Annotated in this window: 21 protein-coding genes and 1 pseudogene; 6 read left to right on the forward strand and 16 right to left on the reverse strand. The window is 73.8% G+C overall.

The window, feature by feature from the left end:
* Positions 1 to 225: 225 nt before the first annotated feature.
* On the forward strand, positions 226 to 885 hold the full coding sequence (locus AMK13_RS10120; RefSeq protein WP_074001879.1) for a response regulator: 660 nt from the start codon (positions 226 to 228) through the stop codon (positions 883 to 885).
* A gap of 64 nt (positions 886 to 949) precedes the next feature.
* A complete protein-coding gene (locus AMK13_RS10125; protein ID WP_241852811.1) occupies positions 950 to 2050 on the forward strand; it encodes a phosphotransferase in 1101 nt (366 codons plus the stop codon).
* Positions 2051 to 2069: 19 nt separating this feature from the next.
* On the opposite strand, the gene AMK13_RS10130 is transcribed toward AMK13_RS10125, so the two are convergent.
* From AMK13_RS10130 to AMK13_RS10175, 10 genes and pseudogenes are all read right to left on the reverse strand, one after another.
* Complete coding sequence (locus AMK13_RS10130) at positions 2070 to 3788, reverse strand: protein kinase domain-containing protein (RefSeq protein WP_074001881.1); 1719 nt, start codon at positions 3786 to 3788, stop codon at positions 2070 to 2072.
* A gap of 112 nt (positions 3789 to 3900) precedes the next feature.
* A complete protein-coding gene (locus AMK13_RS10135) occupies positions 3901 to 5346 on the reverse strand; it encodes a protein kinase domain-containing protein (protein ID WP_074001882.1) in 1446 nt (481 codons plus the stop codon).
* Positions 5347 to 5648: 302 nt separating this feature from the next.
* Positions 5649 to 6263, reverse strand: a complete 615-nt coding sequence (locus tag AMK13_RS10140; RefSeq protein ID WP_198959330.1) for a bacterial proteasome activator family protein — start codon at positions 6261 to 6263, stop codon at positions 5649 to 5651.
* Positions 6264 to 6555: 292 nt separating this feature from the next.
* Positions 6556 to 7344, reverse strand: coding sequence for a hypothetical protein (locus tag AMK13_RS10145; RefSeq protein WP_074001883.1), 789 nt, complete (start codon positions 7342 to 7344; stop codon positions 6556 to 6558).
* Positions 7345 to 7493: 149 nt separating this feature from the next.
* Positions 7494 to 8471, reverse strand: coding sequence for an NAD(P)H-quinone oxidoreductase (locus AMK13_RS10150; RefSeq protein WP_049659602.1), 978 nt, complete (start codon positions 8469 to 8471; stop codon positions 7494 to 7496).
* A gap of 118 nt (positions 8472 to 8589) precedes the next feature.
* On the reverse strand, positions 8590 to 9651 hold the full coding sequence (locus AMK13_RS10155; RefSeq protein ID WP_074001884.1) for a potassium channel family protein: 1062 nt from the start codon (positions 9649 to 9651) through the stop codon (positions 8590 to 8592).
* A 55-nt stretch (positions 9652 to 9706) separates the two neighbouring features.
* Positions 9707 to 10915, reverse strand: coding sequence for a molybdopterin molybdotransferase MoeA (locus tag AMK13_RS10160; protein ID WP_241852812.1), 1209 nt, complete (start codon positions 10913 to 10915; stop codon positions 9707 to 9709).
* Positions 10912 to 11853: pseudogene (locus tag AMK13_RS46395) on the reverse strand (NTP transferase domain-containing protein). Before AMK13_RS46395 ends, AMK13_RS10160 begins: the two are co-directional and overlap by 4 nt.
* A gap of 16 nt (positions 11854 to 11869) precedes the next feature.
* Positions 11870 to 12859, reverse strand: coding sequence for an MBL fold metallo-hydrolase (locus tag AMK13_RS10170; protein ID WP_074001885.1), 990 nt, complete (start codon positions 12857 to 12859; stop codon positions 11870 to 11872).
* Positions 12860 to 12968: 109 nt separating this feature from the next.
* Entirely contained in the window at positions 12969 to 13616 is a 648-nt protein-coding gene (locus AMK13_RS10175) for an FMN-dependent NADH-azoreductase (protein WP_074001886.1), read from the reverse strand.
* Positions 13617 to 13723: 107 nt separating this feature from the next.
* Between AMK13_RS10175 and AMK13_RS10180 the strand changes: the two genes are divergently transcribed.
* Positions 13724 to 14131: a winged helix-turn-helix transcriptional regulator gene (locus AMK13_RS10180; protein WP_079271990.1), complete on the forward strand. Its 408-nt coding sequence runs from the start codon at positions 13724 to 13726 to the stop codon at positions 14129 to 14131.
* Positions 14132 to 14227: 96 nt separating this feature from the next.
* On the opposite strand, the gene AMK13_RS10185 is transcribed toward AMK13_RS10180, so the two are convergent.
* The gene (locus AMK13_RS10185; protein WP_074001887.1) at positions 14228 to 14995 is read right to left on the reverse strand and encodes a polyprenol monophosphomannose synthase; all 768 of its coding nucleotides are present in this window, start codon (positions 14993 to 14995) and stop codon (positions 14228 to 14230) included.
* Between the two features lie 336 nt (positions 14996 to 15331).
* Between AMK13_RS10185 and manA the strand changes: the two genes are divergently transcribed.
* Entirely contained in the window at positions 15332 to 16510 is a 1179-nt protein-coding gene (gene manA, locus AMK13_RS10190) for a mannose-6-phosphate isomerase, class I (protein WP_074001888.1), read from the forward strand.
* A 22-nt stretch (positions 16511 to 16532) separates the two neighbouring features.
* Here manA and dnaB read toward each other — a convergent pair whose 3' ends face one another.
* A complete protein-coding gene (dnaB, locus tag AMK13_RS10195) occupies positions 16533 to 18137 on the reverse strand; it encodes a replicative DNA helicase (RefSeq protein ID WP_079271991.1) in 1605 nt (534 codons plus the stop codon).
* Between the two features lie 451 nt (positions 18138 to 18588).
* Between dnaB and AMK13_RS10200 the strand changes: the two genes are divergently transcribed.
* Positions 18589 to 19935, forward strand: a complete 1347-nt coding sequence (locus tag AMK13_RS10200; protein WP_049651108.1) for an MATE family efflux transporter — start codon at positions 18589 to 18591, stop codon at positions 19933 to 19935.
* Positions 19936 to 20018: 83 nt separating this feature from the next.
* Here AMK13_RS10200 and rplI read toward each other — a convergent pair whose 3' ends face one another.
* The 4 genes from rplI to rpsF form a co-directional block, all read right to left on the reverse strand.
* On the reverse strand, positions 20019 to 20465 hold the full coding sequence (gene rplI, locus AMK13_RS10205) for a 50S ribosomal protein L9 (RefSeq protein WP_049651109.1): 447 nt from the start codon (positions 20463 to 20465) through the stop codon (positions 20019 to 20021).
* Positions 20466 to 20482: 17 nt separating this feature from the next.
* The gene (gene rpsR / locus AMK13_RS10210) at positions 20483 to 20719 is read right to left on the reverse strand and encodes a 30S ribosomal protein S18 (RefSeq protein ID WP_030059640.1); all 237 of its coding nucleotides are present in this window, start codon (positions 20717 to 20719) and stop codon (positions 20483 to 20485) included.
* A gap of 79 nt (positions 20720 to 20798) precedes the next feature.
* Complete coding sequence (locus tag AMK13_RS10215) at positions 20799 to 21416, reverse strand: single-stranded DNA-binding protein (protein ID WP_049651110.1); 618 nt, start codon at positions 21414 to 21416, stop codon at positions 20799 to 20801.
* Positions 21417 to 21512: 96 nt separating this feature from the next.
* Positions 21513 to 21803 (reverse strand): 30S ribosomal protein S6, encoded by a 291-nt coding sequence (rpsF, locus tag AMK13_RS10220; RefSeq protein ID WP_049651111.1) that lies wholly within the window; start codon positions 21801 to 21803, stop codon positions 21513 to 21515.
* A 321-nt stretch (positions 21804 to 22124) separates the two neighbouring features.
* On the opposite strand from rpsF, the gene AMK13_RS10225 reads away from it, so the two are divergent.
* Entirely contained in the window at positions 22125 to 22424 is a 300-nt protein-coding gene (locus AMK13_RS10225) for a hypothetical protein (RefSeq protein WP_074001889.1), read from the forward strand.
* Positions 22425 to 22530 lie beyond the last annotated feature (106 nt).

A 22530-nucleotide genomic window follows, 5' to 3' on the forward strand; every position in this document is an offset into this window, starting at 1 on the left:
CCCGAGGGTGCCGCGTTCGGCTCGCCGTCGGAAGGGTGGGGGTGACGGTCGGCGTGACGCAGCTCTCAATTCGAGCGCCTTCAGGACACCAGCGCACGTTATCCGGGCAGACGCCCGTACGTAAGGGGGTTCTCGGTATCGGTTTCGGACGGCTGTGGCCGGATCGCGTTGGTATGGAGGTGCGGGCGATAGGTCTTTCGTACGGTGTTATGGGAGGCTTTGGACGTGACTGATAACGGACAAATCAGGGTATTCCTGCTCGACGATCACGAGGTCGTCCGGCGGGGCGTGCACGATCTGCTCTCGGTCGAGGACGACATCGAGGTCGTCGGCGAGGCCGGCACGGCCGCCGAGGCGCTCACCCGGATCCCCGCGGTCCACCCGGACGTGGCGGTGCTCGACGTCCGGCTGCCGGACGGCAACGGGGTCGAGGTCTGCCGCGAGATCCGGTCCAAGCTGCCGGAGATCAAGTGCCTGATGCTCACCTCGTTCTCGGACGACGAGGCACTGTTCGACTCGATCATGGCCGGCGCCTCCGGCTACGTGCTGAAGGCGATCCGCGGCACCGACCTGATCACCGCCGTCCGGGACGTCGCGGCCGGCCGCTCGCTGCTCGACCCGGTCGCCACCAGCAGGGTGCTCGCCCGGCTGCGCGACGGCGGGGAGAAGGAGGACGAACGGCTCGCCCAACTCACCAAGCAGGAACGGCGGATCCTCGATCTGATCGGCGAAGGTATGACAAATCGTCAGATCGGCAACGAGTTGCACCTGGCGGAGAAGACGGTGAAGAACTACGTCTCCAGTCTGCTCGCCAAGATGGGCATGGAGCGGCGCACCCAGGCGGCCGCCTTCGTGGCGCGGCACCAGGCCGACCACCAGTACTGATCCGGCCCTTCACAGAACTGACGGTTTGTCAAGGGCCCCCACAAGGGGGCCATAACCTCTGCACGTGACTTTCAGCCAGACCCTCGCCTGCGCACCGGCCCGCCCCGATCTCTCCGCACCACCGATGGGGACCCTCAGTCCCCCCGTCCCGGGGGGTGCGCTCGCCGAGGTCCTGGCCCGCTATCGGGTCGGACGGCCACTGACCACCGAACCCGTCGCCGAGGGCCTGTTGAACCGGGGGTACCTGGTCACCACCGAGGCCGGTCCGTACTTCCTGAAGTGCTACGTCGACTCCGCCACCGCCAGCCGTCCGAAGATCCTCGCCCACCACCGCGCGATGGCCGCGCTGAACACCCTCGGCCTGCCCGTCGCACCCCCGCTGGCCTGCGCCGAACGGTCCGGCACGGTGGCCGCCTGGGGCGGCCGGCTGTTCGCCCTGTTCCCCTGGGTCGAGGGCCGGCACCGGCACGGCGACGAGCTCGACCCGTCGCAGTGCGACACGCTCGGCACGCTGCTCGGCCGGCTGCACGGCGCGCTCGACGACGTCTGCGCCCCCCTCGAACAACCCGCCGGGTACCGAAGCGCCGATCCCGTCGACAGCGCCGCACTCGCCCGCGACCTGCGGCGCCGCGCCCGGGAGCACCAGCCGGCCGGGGAGTTGGACGCCCTCGTGGTGGAACGGCTCACGGAACGGCTGGAACTGCTCGCCGAGCACGCCCACCGCCGCCCCGCCCCGGAGGCCGCACCGCCCACCGGCTGGACCCACGGCGACTTCCACGGCCTCAACCTGCTGTACGAGGACGACCCGCGGGGCGGCCGGGTGGCGGCCGTCCTGGACTGGGACAAGCTCGGCCCGCAGCCACGCGCCGAGGAGGCGGTCCGGGCCGCCACGCTGCTCTTCAACGACCGCTCGTCCGGCGCCCTCGACCTGGTCCGGGTCCGCCGCTACTCCCAGGCCTACCGGGCCTCCGGGGCGGCCACCGCCGAGCACCTGGCGGCCGCCGTCCACCGGGTCTGGTGGGAGCGGCTGAACGACTTCTGGATGCTGCAGTGGCGCTACCAGCGGGCCGACCACCGGGCCGACCCGCTCTACCCCGCCTCCGCGGGCCAGCTGGCGTGGTGGTGCCAGGAGTACGAGCAGGTCCTGGACGCCTTCGCCAACTGACCCGCCGCCGCCGACCGGGTCAGGGGGTCGGCGGCACGACCGGGATGGACGGCTTCGGGTCCGTCGGCGGCTTCGGCGACCCGGTGCCGGGGCCCGCGGTCTGCGGCGGCGCCGTCGTGGCCGGCGCCGTCGTCGCGGGCGCCGTCCCGGTCGGCGTGTGGCTGGCCGTCCCGGTCGGCGTCGGGGTCGGGGTGTGCTTGCCCGTGTTCGGCGACGGCGACATGTTGTTGCCGCTGTTCCCGTTGTTGTTCCCGTTGTTGTTGCCGGGGTCGGTCGGCTGCTGCGGCTTCTTGCTGCCGGAGGCCGAGGCCGGCGGGGTCGCCAGGCCGCTCTGGGACGGGGGCGCGGTCGTCTCGGTGCTGGTGGCCGCCGGGGGCTGCGGCGAGATGTCCGAGTGGCCGGTGGGCTCGCTGCCGCTGAGCGCGAACGCGATGCCCGCACCGGCCGCGACCAGCACGGCGATCGCACCGGCCACCCAGGCCCAGGGCCCGCGCCGCCGGCCGGGGCCCTCGTCGTCCCCGCCCGCGCCGGGGCCGCCGCCGTACGGGCCGCCGGCCGCCGGGTAGGGCGAGGAGGGGGTGTGCGGGCCGCCCGTCGAGTACGGCAGCACGGAGGTCTGGTCGGCCGGGCCCACCGCGCCGAAGGCCGCGGTGGCCGCGGCCTGGTCCGGCCGGAGCACCTGGGTCGCGCCGGTGTCGACCGCGGCCCCGCCGGCCCAGGCGGCCCCGCCCGCGCCGTGCATCTCGCGCAGCGCGTGCTGCACGTGGGCGCGGAACTCGTCGGCGTCCTGGAAGCGGTCGTCCGGGTTCTTGGCGAGCGAGCGCAGCACCAGCGCGTCGAGGCCGGCCGGCACCCGGCCGTTGGCCTGCGAGGGCGGCACCGGCGGGTCCTGGACGTGCTGGTAGACCACCGACAGCGGGGTGTCGCCGGTGAACGGCGGTCGCACCGTGAGCAGTTCGTAGAGCATGCAGCCGGCCGCGTACAGGTCCGAGCGGTGGTCGACCGGCTTGCCGAGCGCCTGCTCGGGCGAGAGGTACTGCGGGGTGCCCATGACCATGCCGGTCTGGGTCATCGTGGTGGCCCCGCCGGTCAGCGCCCGGGCGATGCCGAAGTCCATCACCTTGACCGCGCCGGCGTTGGTGATGCTCACGTTGGCGGGCTTGATGTCGCGGTGGACGATGCCGCTGCGGTGGCTGTAGGCGAGCGCCTCCAGCACCCCGGCGATGATGATCAGCGCCTGGTCGACCGGCGGCGCCTCCTCGTCCGCCAGCAGCTCGCGGACGGTGCGGCCCTCGACCAGCTCCATCACGATGTACGGCGTGGACTCGTCCCCGTCGTACTCCTCGCCGGTGTCGTAGACCGCGACGATCGAGTGGTGGTTGAGCGCCGCGACGGCGTGTGCCTCGCGGGTGAAGCGCAGCCGGGCGACGTCGTCCTGGGCCAGCTCGCCACGCAGCAGCTTGACCGCGACGGTGCGGCCGAGCCGCACGTCCTCGGCGGCGAACACCTCGGCCATGCCGCCGCGCCCGAGCCGGTAGGTCAGCCGGTAACGGCCGTCCCCGACGGTGCTCAGCGGCACGGCGGTGCCGCGGCCCGGGGTGTGCGGGCCGCCCGTGGCGACCGGCGGCAGCGCCGAGGTCGGGGCCTCGCCGCCGGGCTCGGGAATCCTCGGGGTTCCGCCGGTCCGGCCGACCGCCCGGACACCCGCGTCGTCGTCCGGCTGCTGCGTCTGTGCCATCGCTCCTCGCCCCGGGCGTTCGCTCGGATCGCGGTGCCCTGTCGCTTACGTATCCCCGAACGCTACCGCCTCCGGCGGACGACCGTGGTACCCCCGAACCTGCCGGAAACCGTCAGAGCAGGCCATTCCGGTCGGCCGGGAGGTCGAGGACCAGCACGTCGGCGGGACGGTCCGCGTGGCTGAACTTGCCGCCCGTCTTCTCGTCCGCCTTGTTGACCACGATCGCGATGATGATGCCCGCGAGCACCAGCACGCCGACGATGATCCCGATCACGACCACGGCCGTCGAGCAGCCGCCGCCGCTGGTGGGCGCCTTCGGCTGCTGGTACGGCGGCATCGGCTGCGGCATCGGCTGCGGCGGCGGGGTGTGCGCCCCCTGCTGGAGGTACTGCGGGTGCGGCGTGTGCGGGGCCTGCGGCCGCGGGGTCTGGTACGCGGGCGGCGGGGTCTGGTACTGCTGCCCGCCCTGCTGGAGGTACTGCGGGTGCGGGGTGTGCGGGGCCTGCGGCTGCGGCGTCTGGTAGGCGGGCGGCGGGGTCCGGTACTGCTGGGCCCCCTGCTGGAGGTACTGCGGCTGGGGCGTCTGCGGGGCCTGCGGAGCGGCGTGCACCGAGCGCGGGCCCTCGTTGATCACCAGCGGGGTGCTGGCCTGCAGCCGGTGCCCGTTGTCGCCGCCCTTGGCGGCCGCGATCAGCCGCTCCGCCTCGTCCCGCATCGCCGCCGCGCTCTGGAACCGGTGCGCCGGGTCCTTGCGCAGCGCCTGGGCGACGAAGGCGTCCACCTCGGGCGTGATCGAGCGGTTGAGGGTGGAGGGGGCCGGCGGCTCCTCCTGGACGTGCTTGTAGGCGATCGAGAACGCCGAGTCCCCGTCGAAGACCAGCTGCCCGGTGATCATCTCGAAGAGCATCACGCCGACCGAGTAGAGGTCGGAGCGGGCGTCCACCGGCTTGCCGAGCGCCTGCTCGGGCGAGAGGTACTGCGGGGTGCCGACCACCATGCCGGTCTGCGTCATCGACGTGACGCCGGATTCCAGCGCACGGGCGATGCCGAAGTCCATGACCTTGACGTTGCCCTTGCGGTCGAACATGACGTTGCCGGGCTTGATGTCGCGGTGCACCAGACCCATGTCGTGCGAGGCCTCCAGCGCGTTCAGCACGCCGACGGTGACCTTCAGGGCCTCCTCGGCCGGCATCGCGCCGTACTGGCCGACCGCCTCGTTGATCGCCTCGCGCAGGCCGTTGCCGTCGATCAGCTGCATCACGATGTACGGCGTGCTGGAGCCGTCCGGAGCGATGTCCTCGCCGCTGTCGTACACGGTGACGATGTTCGGGTGCTCCAGCCGGGCCACCGCCTGGGCCTCGCGGCGGAACCGCTCCTTGAACGAGTCGTCCCGGCCCAGCTCGCTGTGCATGCTCTTCAGCGCGACCTGCCGGTCCAGCACGCGGTCGTGGGCGAGGTGCACGGAGGCCATGCCGCCCTCGCCCAGCAGCCGCTGCAGCACATAGCGGCCGTTGCCCAGGGAGAAGCCCTCGACCGCCGCGTTGCCGTGCTCGCTCATGGTCCTCTGCTCCCCCTCGGCGCGGCCGTGCTCGCCGCAACCTGACGTTCGGTCTCGTCCGTGCGTGGTGGGCCCGGCCCGCTGGCCTGGCGGGCCCCTGCCGCGGCGGTTCCACCGGCCGGCGACAGGGGCCAGGGTATCGGCTCGCGCCGACGGTGATCGGTCCAGGGCCGGGGCCGGTCCCGGCCCGGCGGCCGCCCGGCCCGGCGGCCCGGGGCCGGGGAGGATCGTCGTGGTACGTCCGGTCCGACGGCGGTCCGGGCGGCCCGGAGGCGCCTACCGGCGGGTACCGCCGGGTGCGGCTACAGGTAGGGGCCGGAGCGGATGCCGCGGCCCTGGCCCGGCTCGTCCTCGTCCGGCTCGCCGCTGTGCAGCCCGGGCGGCAGCGCCCGCCGCATCTGCTCCAGCTGCGCCCGCGCCGCCATCTGCTGCGCGAACAGGGCGGTCTGGATGCCGTGGAACAGGCCCTCCAGCCAGCCGACCAGCTGGGCCTGGGCGATCCGCAGCTCGGCCTCGGTCGGGATGGTGTCGTCGGTGAACGGCAGCGACAGCCGCTCCAGCTCGGCGACCAGCTCCGGGGCCAGCCCCAGTTCGAGCTCCTTGATCGAGCTCGCGTGGATGTCCTTCAGCCGGACCCGGCTCGCCTCGTCGAGAGGCGCCGCCCGGACCTCCTCCAACAGCTGCTTGATCATGCTGCCGATGCGCATGACCTTGGCGGGCTGCTCGACCATCTCGGTCACCGGGAGCTCGCGCGGCACGTCGCCCTCGTCGTCCCCGTCCCCAGCCGCACCGGCGAACCCCTGGCCCACGGGCAGCCCGTCCGGTCCGACGATCAGCACCTTCTGGCCGTCCTGCGACTGCCCGCCGCCGGCCCGGAAGGGCTCCTGCGACGGGCGCTCGTTCATCGGATTCGTCATGAACAACATTCTCTCTCACTGGGGTTGGTCGGGCGGAAGCCCCCGGTCGTCCCGCCGTCCTGCGCCACCCGTGACGACGCTACGCCTCCGGACGCCCTGCGGGAATCCGTACGGATACTCAGTTCCCGCACCCGGTCCGCCGACCGGCCACCGGCGGCCCGGCGACGGCACCCCGGCCCCGCGCACGGCGGTCCGCCGCTCCGTGGCCGCCGAAACCCCGGGCCCGCTCCGGGCGCGCCGCGCCCCGCCGGGCCCCAGCCCTTGCGCTACCGCAGCCCCGGCCCTGGGGGGCTCAGTCCTTGCGCAGCCGCAGGCCGACCAGTCCCAGGCCGCAGCCGATCAGACCCAGGCCGACGCCCAGCGGGAGCTGGGTGGTGGAGGCGTCCTGCCAGCGGGCGGGGAAGAGCGCGGGCACCCCGGCCACGGCCGCGACCGGCTGTCCGGCGACCGCCTCGGCCGTGTTCGCCGCGGCCGGGTCCGGGACGGCGGCCGCGCCGGGGGCCTCGGCCTCCGCGGCGTCCCCGTCGGCCTCCGGCTGCTCGGCCCCGACGGCCTGGTCCGGGGCCTCTTCCGGGGTCTGCTCGGCAGCCTGGTCGGGAGCCTGCTCCGGGGCCTGGTCGACGGCCTGGTCGGCGGCCTGGTCCGGCAGCTGCTCGGGAGCCTGGTCGGGAGCCTGCTCCACGGCGGCGTCGGAGCGCTCGGGCAGCGAGGCCAGGTGGTGCCGGTGGGCCTGCGGGGCGTTGCCGGCCGGGTGCGGACGCGGCAGCGGTCGCCGCGGCGGCGCCGCCACCGGCCCGGGGACGCCCGGTTCGTCGTCGGCTTCGTCGTCCTGCTCGGCGGCCGGCCCACCGCCCGGCTCGGCACGCGTCCCCGCGTCCGGCGAGGGATACGCCGCCGGCAGGGGGAGCGCCCCCGGCGAGGGCAGCGCCACCGCCGCCGAGGCGGCGGCCAGCGGGAGCGTGAGCCCCAGCACGGCCGCCGCGAACAGCCGCTGGGCGCGGCCCGGAGAACGGCGGGACGGACGACGGTGGTGCGGCGCGACGGGCAGCGGCCCGAGGGATGCGTGCGGAGATGCGGCCACGGTCGGAGTCCTTCCGACGGCCGACGGCGCCCGGGGGCGGGATCGGCGGCGGGACTGCTCCGGACCAGATTCGCACGCGCCCGCCGTTACGGCATTTCGGGCAATTCACACCCGTCCGGTCGCCGCCCCGTCACCAGGGTCCCCCGTGCTCAGGCCCGCAGCACGACCTTCCCGACCTGCTCCCCGCGCTCCAGCACCCGGTGCGCCTCGGCCACCTCTGCCAGCGGCAGCACCCGGTCCACCACCGGCTTCACCACCCCGGACTCGACCAGCGGCCACACGTGCTCCCGCACCGCCGCCACGATCGCCGCCTTCTCCGCCAGCGGCCGCCCGCGCAGGTTGGTGGCGATCACCGCCCCGCGCTTGCGCAGCAGCGTGTTGAGGTCGAGCTCGCCCTTCACCCCGCCCTGGAGTCCGATGATCACCAGCCGCCCGTTGACCGCCAGCGCGTCCACGTTCCGCTGGAGGTACTTGGCGCCCATGATGTCCAGGATCACGTCCGCCCCGGCCCCGTCGGTGGCCTCCCGGAGCACCTCGACGAAGTCCTGCTCGCGGTAGTCGATCAGGATGTCCGCGCCCAGCTCGGCGCAGCGCGCCAGCTTCTCCGGGCCGCCCGCGGTGACCGCGACCCGGGCGCCGACCGCCTTGGCCAGCTGGATCGCCATCGTCCCGATCCCGCTCGCGCCGCCGTGCAGCAGCACCGTCTCGCCGGGCCGCAGGTGCGCGGTGAGGAAGACGTTGGACCACACCGTGCAGGCGACCTCGGGCAGTGCCGCGGCCTGCTCGGCGGACAGCCCCGCGGGCAGCGGCAGCAGCTGCCCGGTCGGCACCGCGACCCGCTGCGCGTAGCCGCCGCCGGCCAGCAGCGCGCACACCTCGTCGCCGACCGCCCAGCCGGCCACCCCGGGCCCGAGCGCGACGATCCGCCCGGCGCACTCCAGCCCCGGGTAGGGCGGGGCGCCGGGCGGCGGGTTGTAGAAGCCCTGCCGCTGGAGCAGGTCGGCGCGGTTGACGGCGGTGGCCGCCACCTCGACCAGGACCTCGCCCTCGGCGGGGACCGGGTCGGGCACCTCGGCCCAGACCAGTGCCTCGGGACCGCCGGGTACGGGAATCGTCATCGCATGCATGCCCCGAACCTACTGCGGGCGGGGGCGGTTCCACGGCGCGGCTCAACCGGTCGGCGCGGCTCGACCGGTCGGCGCGGCTCGACCCGTGGGCGACGCTCGACCCGCCCGTGGGCGCGGCTCAGCCCGTCGGCGCGACCGCGCTGGACTTGATGACGATCACCCGGTCGGTGAGCTGGAGCACGGCGGCCTCCGGCTCTGTGTAGTTGAGCACCCGTCGGCCCCGGACCACCGCGACCACCAGGTCCGCGCACTCGCGCGGGCTGTGCCCGGCCTCGGCCCGGGTGACCGGGCGCTCCACCACGTCCAGCCCGTTGCCGTACGTCAGCAGGTCCTCCATCACCGCCCCGGCGTGCGGGCTGAGCATCGACAGCCCGAGCAGCCGCCCGGCCGAACTGGAGCTGGTCACCACGACGTCGGCGCCGCTCTGCCGCAGCAGCGGCGCGTTCTCGTCCTCCCGTACGGCGGCGACCACGGTGGCGGCCTTGTTCAACTGGCGGGCCGTCAGCGTGATCAGCACGGCGGTGTCGTCCCGCTCCGGCGCGACCACCACCCGCGCGGCGGTGGGCAGCCCGGCGCGCACCAGGGTGTCGGTGCGGGTGGCGTCGCCGACCACCCCGACCAGGCCGTGCTGGGCGGCGGCGTCGACCACCTTGCGCTGCGGGTCGACGACGACGATCTCCTCCTTCTTCACCCCCTGCCCGATCAGGGTGTCGACGGCGCTGCGGCCCTTCGTCCCGTAGCCGATGACGACGGTGTGCTCGCGCACGGTGGACCTCCAGCGGTTCAACCGCCATTGCAGGCGGGTCCGTTCGGTGAGCACCTCCAGGGTGGTGCCGACCAGGATGATCAGGAACACCACGCGCAGCGGGGTGATCACGAAGATGTTGGTGAGCCGGGCGCCGTCGCTGAACGGGGTGATGTCGCCGTACCCGGTGGTGGAGAGCGTCACGGTGGCGTAGTACGCCGCGTCCAGGAAGCTCAGCCCGCCGCCGGCGTTGTCGTTGTAGCCGTCCCGGTCGAGGTAGACGATGAACGTGGTGGCGACCAGGACGGCGAGCGCCAGCAGCAGCCGGGAGCCGACCTGCCGCACGGCGGGCTCGGCCCGTCGGGCGGGCAGCACGATCCCGGCGTCCGCCCACGGCTCGGTGCCGGGCGCGAGGTTGCGTCGGATCCGGCTCATGCGCCCACCCCGGCGGCCCCCGCGCCGGCCGCGCGGCTCTTGACGGTTCCCTCGTTCACGGCACCTCCAGCAGTTCGACCGTCTCCCCCGCCGCCGCCCCGCCGGGCGGCACCACCGCGAGCGCCTCGGCCCGGGCGAGCCCGCGCAGCATCGCCGGGCCGTCGAAGGCCAGCGGCAGGACGCCCTCGGCGGTCCGCCGGACCGGCTGGAGCCGGGTGTCCGTCCGGTGCCCGGCCAGCGGGGCCGCGGCCGGGGCGAGGGCGGGCGGGCCGACGGTCCGTCCGCTGCGGGCGTGCAGCAGCGGCAGGACGAGGGTGACCATCCCGGCGACGGCGGCCAGCGGGTTGCCCGGCAGGCCCACCAGGTGGCGGCCGCCGGGGAGTTCGGCCAGCAGCATGGGGTGCCCCGGCCGGACGGCGACGCCGTCCACCAGCAGTCGGGCGCCGGCCTCGGCGAGCGCCCGGTGCAGGAAGTCGACCGGTCCGGCGGCCGTTCCGCCGGTGGTGACCACCAGATCGGCGGTGGAGTGCCGCAGCGCGTCCCGGAGCAGCCCGAAGTCGTCCCGGACGTACCCGACCTCGGGCGTCCCGGCACCGGCGGCCCGCAGCCAGGGCGGCAGCAGCGGCCCGAGCGCGTCCCGGACCAGGCCCGACCCGGGCACCCCGGAGGTGAGCAACTCGTCCCCCAGGACGAGCAGTCGGACCTCCGGACGGCGGCGGACCGGCAGCCGGTCGTGGCCGCAGGCGGCGGCCAGGCCGAGCACGGCCGGCCCGACCGGGGTGCCGGACGGCAGCAACTCCTCGCCCAGGCGGCACTCCTGGCCGCGCGGGCGGATGTCCTGGCCGGTGGTCAGCGGCCGCGGGCCGCGGTCGTGCAGCAGCGCGGCGTCCGTCCACCCGTGCTCACGGCGCAGTACGGCGGTGGCGCCGGGCGGCAGTTGGGCGCCGGTGGCGATCTCCACGGCGGTGCCGTCGGCCAGCGGCGCCGGCTCGGCCCGTCCGGCCAGTACCCGGCCGGCGACCCGCCACGGGCCGGGACCGGCGACCGCCCAGCCGTCCATCGCGGAGGTGTCGAAGGCGGGCAGGTCGGTCAGCGCGCCGAGCGGCTCGGCGAGGGTGCGGCCGAGCGCCTCGGCCAGCGGGACGGGGACCCCGGGCAGCGGGCGCAGCCCGGCCCGGCGCGCGGTCTCCCGGGCGCCGGGCCAGCTCAGCACGCCGGGACCGGTGGACGGTGCGGCCACGGTCGGCTGTCCGACCGCGCTCACGACTCGCCCGGCCGGTCGGCGGGGCCCCAGCCCTCGGCGAGGGCCTCGGTCCGCCGGGCCGCCTCGGCGACGGCCTCCGCCCCGCCGCCCCGCTGGGCGGCCGCGTAGCCGATCAGGAAGGCGGTCAGCGGCGCGGCCGGCCGGGCCACCCCGTGCGCGACCACCCGGGCCGTGTCGAGCAGACCGTGGACGTCGACGTCCAGGTCGATGCCCAGGTCGGCCTTGACCTCGGCGATCCAGTCATCCAGCGTGCGCTCCATGCGCCCATGCTGCCTGATCGGTGGTTTCCCGAAGTGTTCGCCCCGTGTGCGGGGCGCGTCGTTTCGCTCACACGTCGGTGGCCGGGGCGGTGCGCCTCAGGTCCGGTCGCGCTCGCGGGCCTGCTCCAGGTCCTCCCAGGTGTCGCAGTCGTAGGCGACGTTGTCGGTGTCGGCCACCCGCAGCCGGGGCAGTCCGCCGACCAGGCGGCGCAGCGGCTGGTCGGCGGGATCGCCGAGGGCGGCCAGCGCGGCGCGCAGCGGGGCGGTGCGGTAGGCGGCGGCGAGCGGCTGGTCGCGGCCGCCCGCGTCGACCAGCACGGCGGCGTCCCCGTGCGCCCCGGCCCGGTCGAGGGCGGCGACCAGCCGGTCCACCGTCCGCCGGTCCAGGAAGGGCAGGTCGGCGGCGAGCAGCAGCACGGTGTCCGCGGTGACCAGGTCGAGCCCGGCCGCGACGGCGGCGACCGGCCCGCCGCCGGGCGGCCGCTCCCTGGTCCAGTGGACGCCGCCGCGCGCGGTCGGCCGGACCGGGCCGACCACGACGGTGGTGCGGGCGCCCGCGCAGGCGGCGAGCACCCGGTCGAGCAGGGTGGTCCCGCCGACCGTCAGCCCGGGCTTGTCGGCCCCGCCGAGGCGCCGGGCGGCCCCGCCCGCCGGGACGATCACGTCGTACGGCGTCATGCGGCCAGTATCCGCCCTACGCCTGCTCGGGTCCGCCGTCCTCCTCGGACTCCCGGTCCTCCCCCGCCACCTCGGCCCCGGCCACCTCGGCCCCGGCCGCCACGGTCCCGGCCGCGCGGGCGGTGTTGGCCGCCGCGCCCAGCTGCAGGAAGGACGGCAGGGTCAGCTCCCCGTACCGCTCGTTCATCGCCGTGACCAGCGCCTCCGGGTCGTCCGGGTGCTCGGCCAGCAGCCGGTCGAAGTCCTGGAGGTACTCGCCGGTGAAGGCCAGCACCCGGGCGGCGTCGTCGCCCTGGTCCGGGGCCCGGTGGCCGGCGATCACCCGGTCCGCGCCGAGGTCGGCGATCCGGCCGAGGTTGTGCCCCCAGGTGGTGCGCTGGGCCGGGGTGGTGTCGGCGGTCCAGACGTGGGTGCCGTTGTGGACGAAGTCCCCGGCGATCACGGTGCGGATGCTCGGCACGTGGACGACCGTGGAGTCCCCGCAGTCGGCCTGGCCGAGCAGCAGCACGGGGATCACCTGGCGGTCCAGCATCAGCGGCTGCGGCAGCAGCGGGGCGGGGATCAGCGGGTGGTCCGGGATGTCGTCGCCGTACACCGGCTTCCACTGCGCGACCTTGGCGGCGACGGTGCGCCGGATGCCCTCGACCACGGCCGGGGCGGCCAGCAGCTGCGCGTCGGGGAAGAGCCGCAGCACCTCCTCGGCGCCGAAGTAGTGGTCCGGGTGCTGGTGGGTGACGACGACGGCGAGCAGGCGTCTGCCCTTGCCGGCGACCCACTCGGCCAGCTCGCGCCCGGCGCTGCGGGTCAGCTGGGCGTCCACCAGGATCGCGGTCCGCTCGCCGAGGATCAGTGTCGAGGTGGCGAAGAAGGCCGACTCGGGGCCGGTGAAGACGGCGACCTCCAACGGCCGGGCCGGCTGCCCGGGCTCGGGCGGCACCGCGCCCGCGGCCGGGCGGGCCTGGGCACGCTCCGCGCCGGCGCTCTCCTCGGACGGGGACGTCGTCACGGGCTGCTCCCTCTGGTCGGCGGTCGGATTCCCTGCGCCCTACAGCATGGGAGCACCGACGGCCGATTGCGCGGAAGGCGCGCCCGGTGGGGCGCGCCTCCGGTGCACGTCACACCGCGGCTCGGGCGGCCGCTTCCTTGGCCCGGCGGGCGGCCTGCTCCAGGGCCTGGGCCTTGGACTCGACGGCCTTCGGGACGAAGTCGGCCATCGCCGGGACGGCGGCCGCCAGGGTGAACTCCGGGACGATGAAGTCGACCTCCAGCCCGAGCATGCCGGTCAGCACCTTCTCCAGGTAGGTGGTGACGAACTCGAACGGCTCGCGCGGGGCGCCGGGCGCGTACGAGCCGCCGCGGGAGGCGACCACGGTGACCGGGGTGCCCTTGGCGGAGGGCGTCTCGCCGGCGGTGCGGCCGACCAGGATCACGTGGTCCAGCCAGGTCTTGAGGGTCGACGGGATCGTGAAGTTGTACATCGGGCTGCCGATCAGCACGGCGTCGGCCTGCTCCAGCTCGGCCATCACCTGCTCGCGCAGCGCGAAGGCGGCGGCCTGCTCGGCGCTGTGGGCCTCGGCGGGGGCGAATCCGGCGCTGATGCCGTGCACGTCGAGGTGCGGGAGGGGGTCGGCGGCGAGGTCCCGGTAGATCACCGTGCCCTCGGGGTGCTCGGCCTGCCAGGCGGTGCGGAAGGCGGCGGTGACCTCGCGGGAGACGGAGCCGTCGGCGATCGCGGAGGAGTCGAGGTGCAGGAGCGTGGGCATGGCAGTGCCTCCAGATAATAAGTAGCTGCTGATTTCGCTGCGACTGCAATTACCGTAGCAGCTTACTTTTCTACAGTCACTAGTAGGGGTTCGAGTAGGCTGGACCCATGGCCGAGCACGAGGCAGTGACCGACGGAGTCCCGATCTCCACCGACGCGTGCGGCGCCGAGGGCCCCGGCCCGTGCCGCAACGTCGACCTGGCCCTCACCCGGGTGTTCACCCTGCTCGGCAAGCGCTGGACCGGCATGCTGCTGGGCGTCCTCACCAACGGCGGCCCCGCGTACTTCTCCGAGCTGCGCCGCGCCGTCCCGGGCATCAGCGAGCGGATGCTCTCCGACCGGCTGACCGAGCTGGCCGAGGCCGGGCTGGTCGTCCGCGAGGTCGACGCCGGCCCGCCGCTGCGGGTCAGCTACCGGCTCACCGAGGCCGGCTTCGCGCTCAAGCCCGCGCTCACCGAACTGGCGGTCTGGGCCGACCGCTACCTGCCGGAGGGCGTGCTCAGGACCGGCTGCTGAGCCCCCCGGGCGCCCGGCGCACCTCCCCCGGACATGCGGAAGGGCCCGTCCACCGGTTCGGTGGACGGGCCCTTCGGCCAGGAACGGTTCGGTCGGTCAGCGCTTCGCGGTGGCCCCGCGCAGCTTGGCCAGCCGGTCGGTGACGCCCCAGGTGGTCACCCGCCACAGCGCCTCGACCACGATGCCGCGGCTCATCTTGGACGCCCCCAGCTCGCGCTCGACGAAGGTGATCGGCACCTCGGCGACCTTGAACCCGGCCTTCACCGTGCGCCAGGCCAGGTCGACCTGGAAGCAGTACCCGGCCGAGGCGACCTCGTCCATGCCCAGGCCCAGCAGGGTCTCCTTGCGGAACGCCCGGTAGCCGCCGGTGACGTCCCGGATCGGCACGCCCAGCATCAGCCGCGAGTAGGTCGAGCCGCCGCGCGAGAGCAGCAGCCGGGACTTCGGCCAGTTCACCACCCGGCCGCCCGGCACCCAGCGCGAGCCCAGCACCAGGTCGGCGCCGCGCAGCGCGCCCAGCAGCCGGTCCAGCTCCTCGGGCTGGTGCGAGCCGTCCGCGTCCATCTCGACCAGGACGTCGTAGCCGTTGTCGATGCCCCAGCGGAAGCCCGCGAGGTAGGCGGCCCCGAGGCCCTCCTTGCCCTTGCGGTGCATGACGTGGACGTGCTCGTCCTCGACGGCCAGCTTGTCGGCCAGCTCGCCGGTGCCGTCGGGGCTGTTGTCGTCGGCGACCAGGACGTGCGCCTCGGGGACGGCGGCACGGACCCGGCCGACGATCCGCTCGACGTTCTCCGCCTCGTTGTAGGTCGGGATGATCACCAGGACCTTGCCGAGATCAGCAAAACTCTGCTGGTTCACGGTCACGTACAAACCTCTCGGCCGATGACGGGGGGTCTCGGAACACCGGCGCCCGCACTCTGGAACGCGGCTCCGCCGGCAGCCCGCCGGGAGGACCTCGGTGGCGAACTGCGCGCAGGGCGGAGGCTACTGCGTCCTGGCATCCTACTACCGCGCCGGGAACCGCAGGTCCGGCCGTGGCACTCCCACCCGGTGGCCACCGTTTCCCCGTGGGTGACACCGTTCGGCTAGGGTCGTTTCCCTTGCCCGTGCCCGGACCGCCCGCACCGCCGGGCCCGCCCCGGCGATCCGGACTCGGGACATCCGGGGCCGCCCAGACTGCGAAGGAGTAGGACCGCGCGCATGGACAGGCTCGTCAACACCGTCCGCCCGTACGCCTGGGGGTCGCTCACCGCCCTGCCCGAGCTGCTCGGGCAGCGGCCGACCGGTGAACCGCAGGCCGAGCTGTGGATGGGCGCCCACCCCGGCGCCCCGTCCCGCGCCGACCGCGGCGAGGGCCCGCGCCGGCTGGACGAGCTGATCGCGGCCGACCCCGAGGGCGAGCTGGGCGCCGCGAGCGTGGCCAGGTTCGGCCCGACCCTGCCGTTCCTCTTCAAGGTCCTGGCCGCGGGCATCCCGCTGTCCATCCAGGCCCACCCCACGCTCGACCAGGCCCGGGCCGGCTTCGCCGCCGAGAACGCCCTCGGGATCCCCCTGGACGCCCCCGAGCGCAACTACCGGGACGCCAACCACAAGCCCGAAATGGTCTGCGCGCTGGGCGACTTCGACGGCCTGTGCGGCTTCCGGCGGCCCGCCGACGCGGCCCGGCTGCTGACCGGGCTCGGGGTGCCCGGGCTCGCCCCGGTGATCGGGCGGCTGGCCGCCGAGGACACCTCCGAGGCGCTGCGCGGCGCCCTGGCCGCCGCCCTCGCGCTGGACCCGGAGACCGTCCGGCGGACCGTCGAGGTGCTGGCGGCGACCGACCCGGACGGGGAGTACGCCCCGTACGCCCGGATCGCCGAGGACTTCCCGGACGACCGCGGCGTGGTCGCCGGCATGCTGCTCAACCACGTCCGGCTGCGGGCCGGCCAGGCGCTCTACCTGGGCGCCGGGGTCCCGCACGGCTACCTGTCCGGCGTCTGCGTCGAGCTCCAGGCCAACTCCGACAACGTGCTGCGGGCCGGCCTCACCCCCAAGCACATCGACGTGCCGGAGCTGCTGAAGGTCGTGGTCTTCGAGGCCGGCGCCCCCGAGCCGCTGGAGCCGGCCCCGGTCGAGGGCACCCCGGGCGAGGAGCTCTACCCCGTCCCGATCGACGAGTTCCGGCTCTCCCGCTTCGTCCTGGACGGCGCCGAACGCGAGATCGACGGCCGCACCCCGCAGATCCTGCTCTGCACCGAGGGCGCCACCCGGCTGACCGCCGCCGACGGCACCGTCCTGGACCTGGCCCGCGGCCAGGCCGCCTTCCTCCCCGCCACCGGCACCCCGACCCGCCTCTCCGGCACCGGCGGCACGCTCTTCCGCGCCACCGTCACCGTCTGACCGCTCCGGACGGGGCCCGGGCTCAGTCCCGGGTCATGTCGACGAAGCGCGAGTAGTGGCCCTGGAAGGCCACCGTGATCGTCGCGGTCGGACCGTTACGGTGCTTGGCGACGATCAGGTCGGCCTCGCCCGCGCGCGGGGACTCCTTCTCGTAGGCGTCCTCGCGGTGCAGCAGGATGACCATGTCGGCGTCCTGCTCGATCGAGCCGGACTCGCGGAGGTCCGAGACCATCGGCCGCTTGTCGGTGCGCTGCTCGGGACCACGGTTCAGCTGGGACAGCGCGATGACCGGGACTTCCAGCTCCTTGGCCAGCAGCTTGAGGTTACGGGACATGTCCGAGACCTCCTGCTGACGGTTCTCGGCCCGCCGGGAGCCGCCGGACTGCATCAGCTGGAGGTAGTCGATGACGACCAGCTTGATGTCGTTGCGCTGCTTCAGCCGGCGGCACTTGGCGCGGATCTCCATCATCGACAGGTTCGGCGAGTCGTCGATGAACAGCGGCGCCTCGCTGACGTCGGGCATCCGGCGGGCCACCCGCGTCCAGTCGTCGTCCGTCATGTTCCCGGAGCGCATGTGGTGCAGCGCCACCCGGGCCTCGGCGGAGAGCAGGCGCATGGCGATCTCGTTGCGGCCCATTTCGAGCGAGAAGATCACGCTCGGCAGCTTGTGGTGGATCGAGCAGGCCCGGGCGAAGTCCAGCGCCAGGGTGGACTTGCCCATCGCGGGACGGGCCGCGATGACGATCATCTGGCCGGGGTGGAGGCCGTTGGTGAGCTGGTCGAAGTCGGCGAAGCCGGTGGGGACGCCGGACATCTCGCCGTTGCGGGAGCCGATCGCCTCGATCTCGTCGAGGGCGCCCTCCATGATGTCGGAGAGCGGGGCGTAGTCCTCGTTGGTGCGCTGCTCGGTGACGGCGTAGATCTCCGCCTGGGCGGCGTTGACGATCTCGTCCACGTCGCCCTCGGCCGCGTAGCCCATGCCGGCGATCCGGGTGCCCGCCTCGACCAGCCGGCGCAGCACCGCGCGCTCGTGCACGATCTGGGCGTAGTACTCGGCGTTGGCCGCGGTCGGGACGGAGTTGACCAGGGTGTGCAGGTAGGAGGCGCCGCCGACGCGCTGGAGCTCGCCGCGCTTGGTCAGCTCGCCGGCCACGGTGATCGGGTCGGCCGGCTCGCCCCGGGCGTAGAGGTCGAGGATCGCGCCGTGGACCATCTCGTGCGCGGGCCGGTAGTAGTCGACCGGCTTGAGCACCTCGACCACGTCGGCGATGGCGTCCTTGGAGAGCAGCATGCCGCCGAGGACGGACTTCTCGGCGTCCAGGTCCTGCGGCGGGACGCGCTCGAAGCCGTCCACGCCCCCGCCCCCGTCGCCGCCGCCCTCGTCCCGGCGCTGCCAGCCGCCGTCCTTCCGGTCGCCCTTGCCGCCCTTCTGGAAGCCGCCCTTCTGGCCGTCACGGCCACCACCCTGACCGCCCTGGCCACGGCCGCGCGAGACCGGCAGCCGGTCCCCCGGGCCGTCCGGGAAGGGGGCGTCGTCGAAGGCGCCGGCCGGGAAGGGGTCCTCGGCGGGCTGCCAGTCCTCCTCCGGCGGCGGGGCGTCGTGGTCGTCGTACTGGGGGCCGGTCACGCGTGTTCCCCGATCAGCGAGTGGTGCGAAGGTGGAGCGGGCTTGCCGGTGGCTGGGTGGAGCGGAGCCGCTCCTCTTTGTACGCCACGGTCCCGACAAAACGGACGCCGGGGCGGCGGGAGTGTCGGGTGGAGGGCCCACGCTAAGGCGCCGGACGCCGTTGCGCCAAGGCGGTTATCCACAGGGGGTGTGGATGACCGGCCCCGTCCTGTGGAGAACTGCCGCAAAGCTGTGGACACCCCTGTGGACGTCCCTGTGGATAACCGAACAATCGATCCACCGTCAACCTGTTGACCTGGGATTACCTCTTCCCGGTCCTGTGCATGAGAAATTCTTCACACACCTCCGAACGGCTGTGGGCGCAGAGCGGACGAACCGCGCCGCTCAAGATTTCGAGTAATAGTCACTAGGCCCTTACATCCATTACCTGTGGATGAGTAGCCTGGAGCCCATGACCGCCTCGCCCCCGACCCCGGCCCCGAAGCCCTCGCGACGCCGGCACGACCGGGAGATCCTCGCTCTGGCCGTCCCGGCCTTCGGCGCGCTCGTCGCCGAACCGCTCTTCCTGATGGCCGACTCGGCGATCGTCGGCCACCTCGGCACCCCCCAGCTGGCCGGGGTGGGCGTCGCCTCCGCCGCGCTCTCCACCGCGACCGGCGTGTTCGTCTTCCTCGCCTACGCGACCACCGCGGCGGTCGCCCGCCGGATCGGTGCCGGGGACCGCCGGGGCGCCGTGCAGCAGGGCATCGACGGCATCTGGCTCGCCCTGGGCCTGGCCGTCCCGGTGGTCCTCCTCACCCTGGTGCTGGCGCCCTGGGCGGCCGACGCGCTGGGCGCCTCGGCGACCGCCGCGCCGCACGCGGTGACGTACCTGCGGATCAGCTCGCTGGGCATCCCGGCGATGCTCATGGTGCTGGCCGCCACCGGGGTGCTGCGCGGCCTCCAGGACACCCGCACGCCGCTGGTGGTGGCCGTCGCGGGCTTCGCCGCCAACATCGGCCTGAACGCCGGCCTGGTGTACGGCGCCGGGCTCGGGGTGGCCGGCTCGGCCTGGGGCACCGTGCTCGCCCAGACCGGGATGGCCGCCGCCTACCTGGTCGTGGTGGTCCGCGGCGCCCGCCGGGAAGGGGCCTCGCTGCGGCCGGACACCGCGGGCATCCGGGCCAGTGCCAGGGCCGGCGGCCCGCTGCTGGTCCGGACGATCAGCCTGCGCGCGGTGCTGATGACCGCCACCGCGGTCGCCGCCCGGCTCGGCGACGACCAGGTCGCCGCCCACCAGATCACCATGGCGCTGTTCAACTTCCTGGCCTTCGCGCTGGACGCGATCGCGATCGCCGGCCAGGCCATCATCGGCCGCTACCTCGGCGCCTCGGACGTCCCCGGCGCCAGGGCCGCCACCCGGCGGATGGTCGAGTGGGGTGTCGTCTCCGGGCTGGTGCTCGGCCTGCTGGTGGTGGTCGCCCGCCCGCTGTACGTCCCGCTCTTCACACCCGATCCGGCCGTCCGGGCCCAGCTGGACACCGCTCTGCTGCTGCTCGCGCTCACCCAGCCGGTGGCCGGCCCGGTCTTCGTGCTGGACGGCGTGCTGATGGGCGCCGGGGACGGCCGCTACCTGGCCTGGGCCGGGCTCGCCACCCTGGCGGTGTTCGTCCCGGTGGCCCTGGCGGTGCCGGCCACCGGCACCGGACTGGCCGGGCTCTGGTGGGCGATGAACCTGTTCATGCTGCTGCGGGCCGGCTTCCTGGCCTGGCGCGCCCGCGGCGGCAAGTGGCTGGTCACCGGAGCGGTGCGCGGCTGAGACCCGAAGAGAACCGGGCCGGAAAAGACCGAGGGCCGGACTCCCGGAGGAGTCCGGCCCTCAGGCCTTGTGCTCTACGGAGCTCAGGCAGCCACGACGGCGACGTCGAGGTTGGCCACGACGTCCGAGTGCAGCTTGACCGAGACCTTGTGGGAGCCCACGGTCTTGATCGGCGAGGCGATCGCGACGGCGCGCTTGTCCACGGCCGGGCCGCCGGCGGCCTTGATGGCCTCGACGACGTCGGCCTGGGTCACCGAGCCGAACAGACGGCCGGCGTCGCCCGAGCGGACGGCCAGCTTGACCTGGACGCCCTCGAGCTGACCCTTGACCGCGGTGGCGGCCTCGAGGGTCTGGATCTCGTGGATCTTCCGGGCGCGACGGATGGCGTCGACGTCCTTCTGACCACCCTTGGTCCAGCGGATGGCGAAGCCACGCGGGACCAGGTAGTTGCGGGCGTAGCCGTCCTTGACCTCGACGACCTCGCCGGCGGAGCCGAGACCCGGCACCTCGTGAGTGAGGATGATCTTCATTACTTGGTCACCCTCTCTTAGCGCGCGGTGCTGGTGTAGGGCAGCAGCGCCATCTCACGGCTGTTCTTCACGGCCGTGGCGACGTCACGCTGGTGCTGGGTGCAGTTGCCGGTCACCCGACGGGCACGGATCTTGCCGCGGTCGGAGATGTACTTCCGCAGCAGGTTCGTGTCCTTGTAGTCAACGTAGTTGACCTTGTCCTTGCAGAAGACGCAAACCTTCTTCTTCGGCTTGCGAGCAGGCGGCTTCGCCATTGTGTGCTCCATTTGGGGTTCACGGCCCGGCGGGCGTCCGGGGACGCCGGCGGCCGGGCCGCACGAAATCTGTCAGCTCTTAGAACGGGGGCTCTTCCGAGTAGCCGCCACCGCCGCCGGCCGGGGCACCCCAGCCGCCGCCCTGGTTTCCACCGGACGGGGCGCTGGAGGCCCAGGGGTCGTCGGAGGGGCCGGACTGGCCGCCGCCGGAGTTTCCACCCCAGCTGCCGCCGCCCTGCTGGCCGCCGCCGCCGGAGTTTCCACCCCAGCTGCCGCCGCCGCCCTGGCCGCCACCCTGCTGGCCGCCGAAGCCGCCACCGGGGGCGCCGGACCGGTTGGCCCGGGTGACCTTGGCGGTCGCCGAGCGCAGGCTCGGACCGACCTCGTCGACCTCGACCTCGAAGACCGTCCGCTTCTCGCCTTCCTTGGTCTCGTAAGACCGCTGGCGCAGTCGGCCCTGCACGATGACGCGCATGCCGCGCTGCAGCGACTCGGCCACGTTCTCCGCCGGCTGCCGCCAGACGTTGCACGTGAGGAAGAGGCTCTCGCCGTCCTTCCACTCGTTCGTCTGACGGTCGAAGGTGCGGGGGGTGGACGCGATGCGGAACTTCGCGACCGCCGCACCCGACGGGGTGAAGCGCAGCTCGGGGTCGTCGACGAGATTGCCGACGAGGGTGATGACGGTCTCGCCTGCCATGGTGGTGATGACCTCTCGGGAAGATGTCCGTTCACCGCTGTTTCACGTGAAACAGCGGACGCGAGCTACCCGAGACCCGAAGGCCTCAGAGGTGGCTCAGTGGGTGTCCGGGCGCAGGACCTTGGTCCGCAGAACCGACTCGCTCAGGCCCAGCTGGCGGTCGAGCTCCTTGACGACCTCAGGCGTGGCCTTGAGGTCGATGACCGAGTAGATGCCCTCGGACTGCTTGTTGATCTCGTAAGCCAGACGGCGGCGACCCCAGGTGTCGACCTTCTCCACCTTGCCACCCGCGTTGCGGACGACGGTGAGGAAGTTCTCGATCAGGGGGGAGACAGCGCGCTCCTCGACCGAGGGGTCGAGGATGACCATCAGCTCGTAGTGACGCATGAGTAACCCACCTCCTTTGGACTCAGCGGCCACGGTCTCTCCGTGGCAGGAGGGTTGTGCGTAGCGTCGGCACCGGAGCAGTGACGACTCCGGCCCACCGTAGCGGCCGGGTCGGACAATCGGCCCCCGCTCCGCCCGGAGGCGGATCCCACCCGGTAGAGGGTGCAGAGGGGGCACAACTACACCAGTGCAGACGGCACAGCCTACCTGCACCCGGACGGCCGAACAAAACGCATAGGGGTTGTGAGAGCGGCCCAAGCGCCGCAATCTGGACGGAACGGGATTCCTGCCCGTTCGTCTCCACGCCAGGAGGTGGGACCCATGGCACAGTCCGTCCACCGCATGCCCGCCCTCACCCTGAACACCGACGGCCACCCGCACCCCCGCGAGAACGCCCTGGTGGGCGTCACCGCCGTGCTGGGCGTGATCGCCTTCACCACCTCGTTCTTCCACAACCTGCACCTGCTGACCTCGTGGACCGGCCTGTTCGGCATCGTCACGGGCCTGTGGGGCATGTTCGTCTCGGTCACCACCGCCGAGCGCTTCGTCCTGATGATCACACTCGGCGCCGCCGCGATCGGCTTCTACCTCGGCATCGCCCGCGGCGGTCTCTGGGGCTGAACCGGGCCCCCGCGCCCCCTCGCACGCCCCCGGACCGCACCGCTGGGACCGAGCCCACAGGCCCCGCCCGGAACCCTCGCCGCCCCCGTCGCGTATCTGCAGAGGA

Origin of the sequence: Streptomyces sp. CB02056, from assembly GCF_001905545.1 — a bacterium.
GTDB lineage: Bacteria > Actinomycetota > Actinomycetes > Streptomycetales > Streptomycetaceae > Kitasatospora.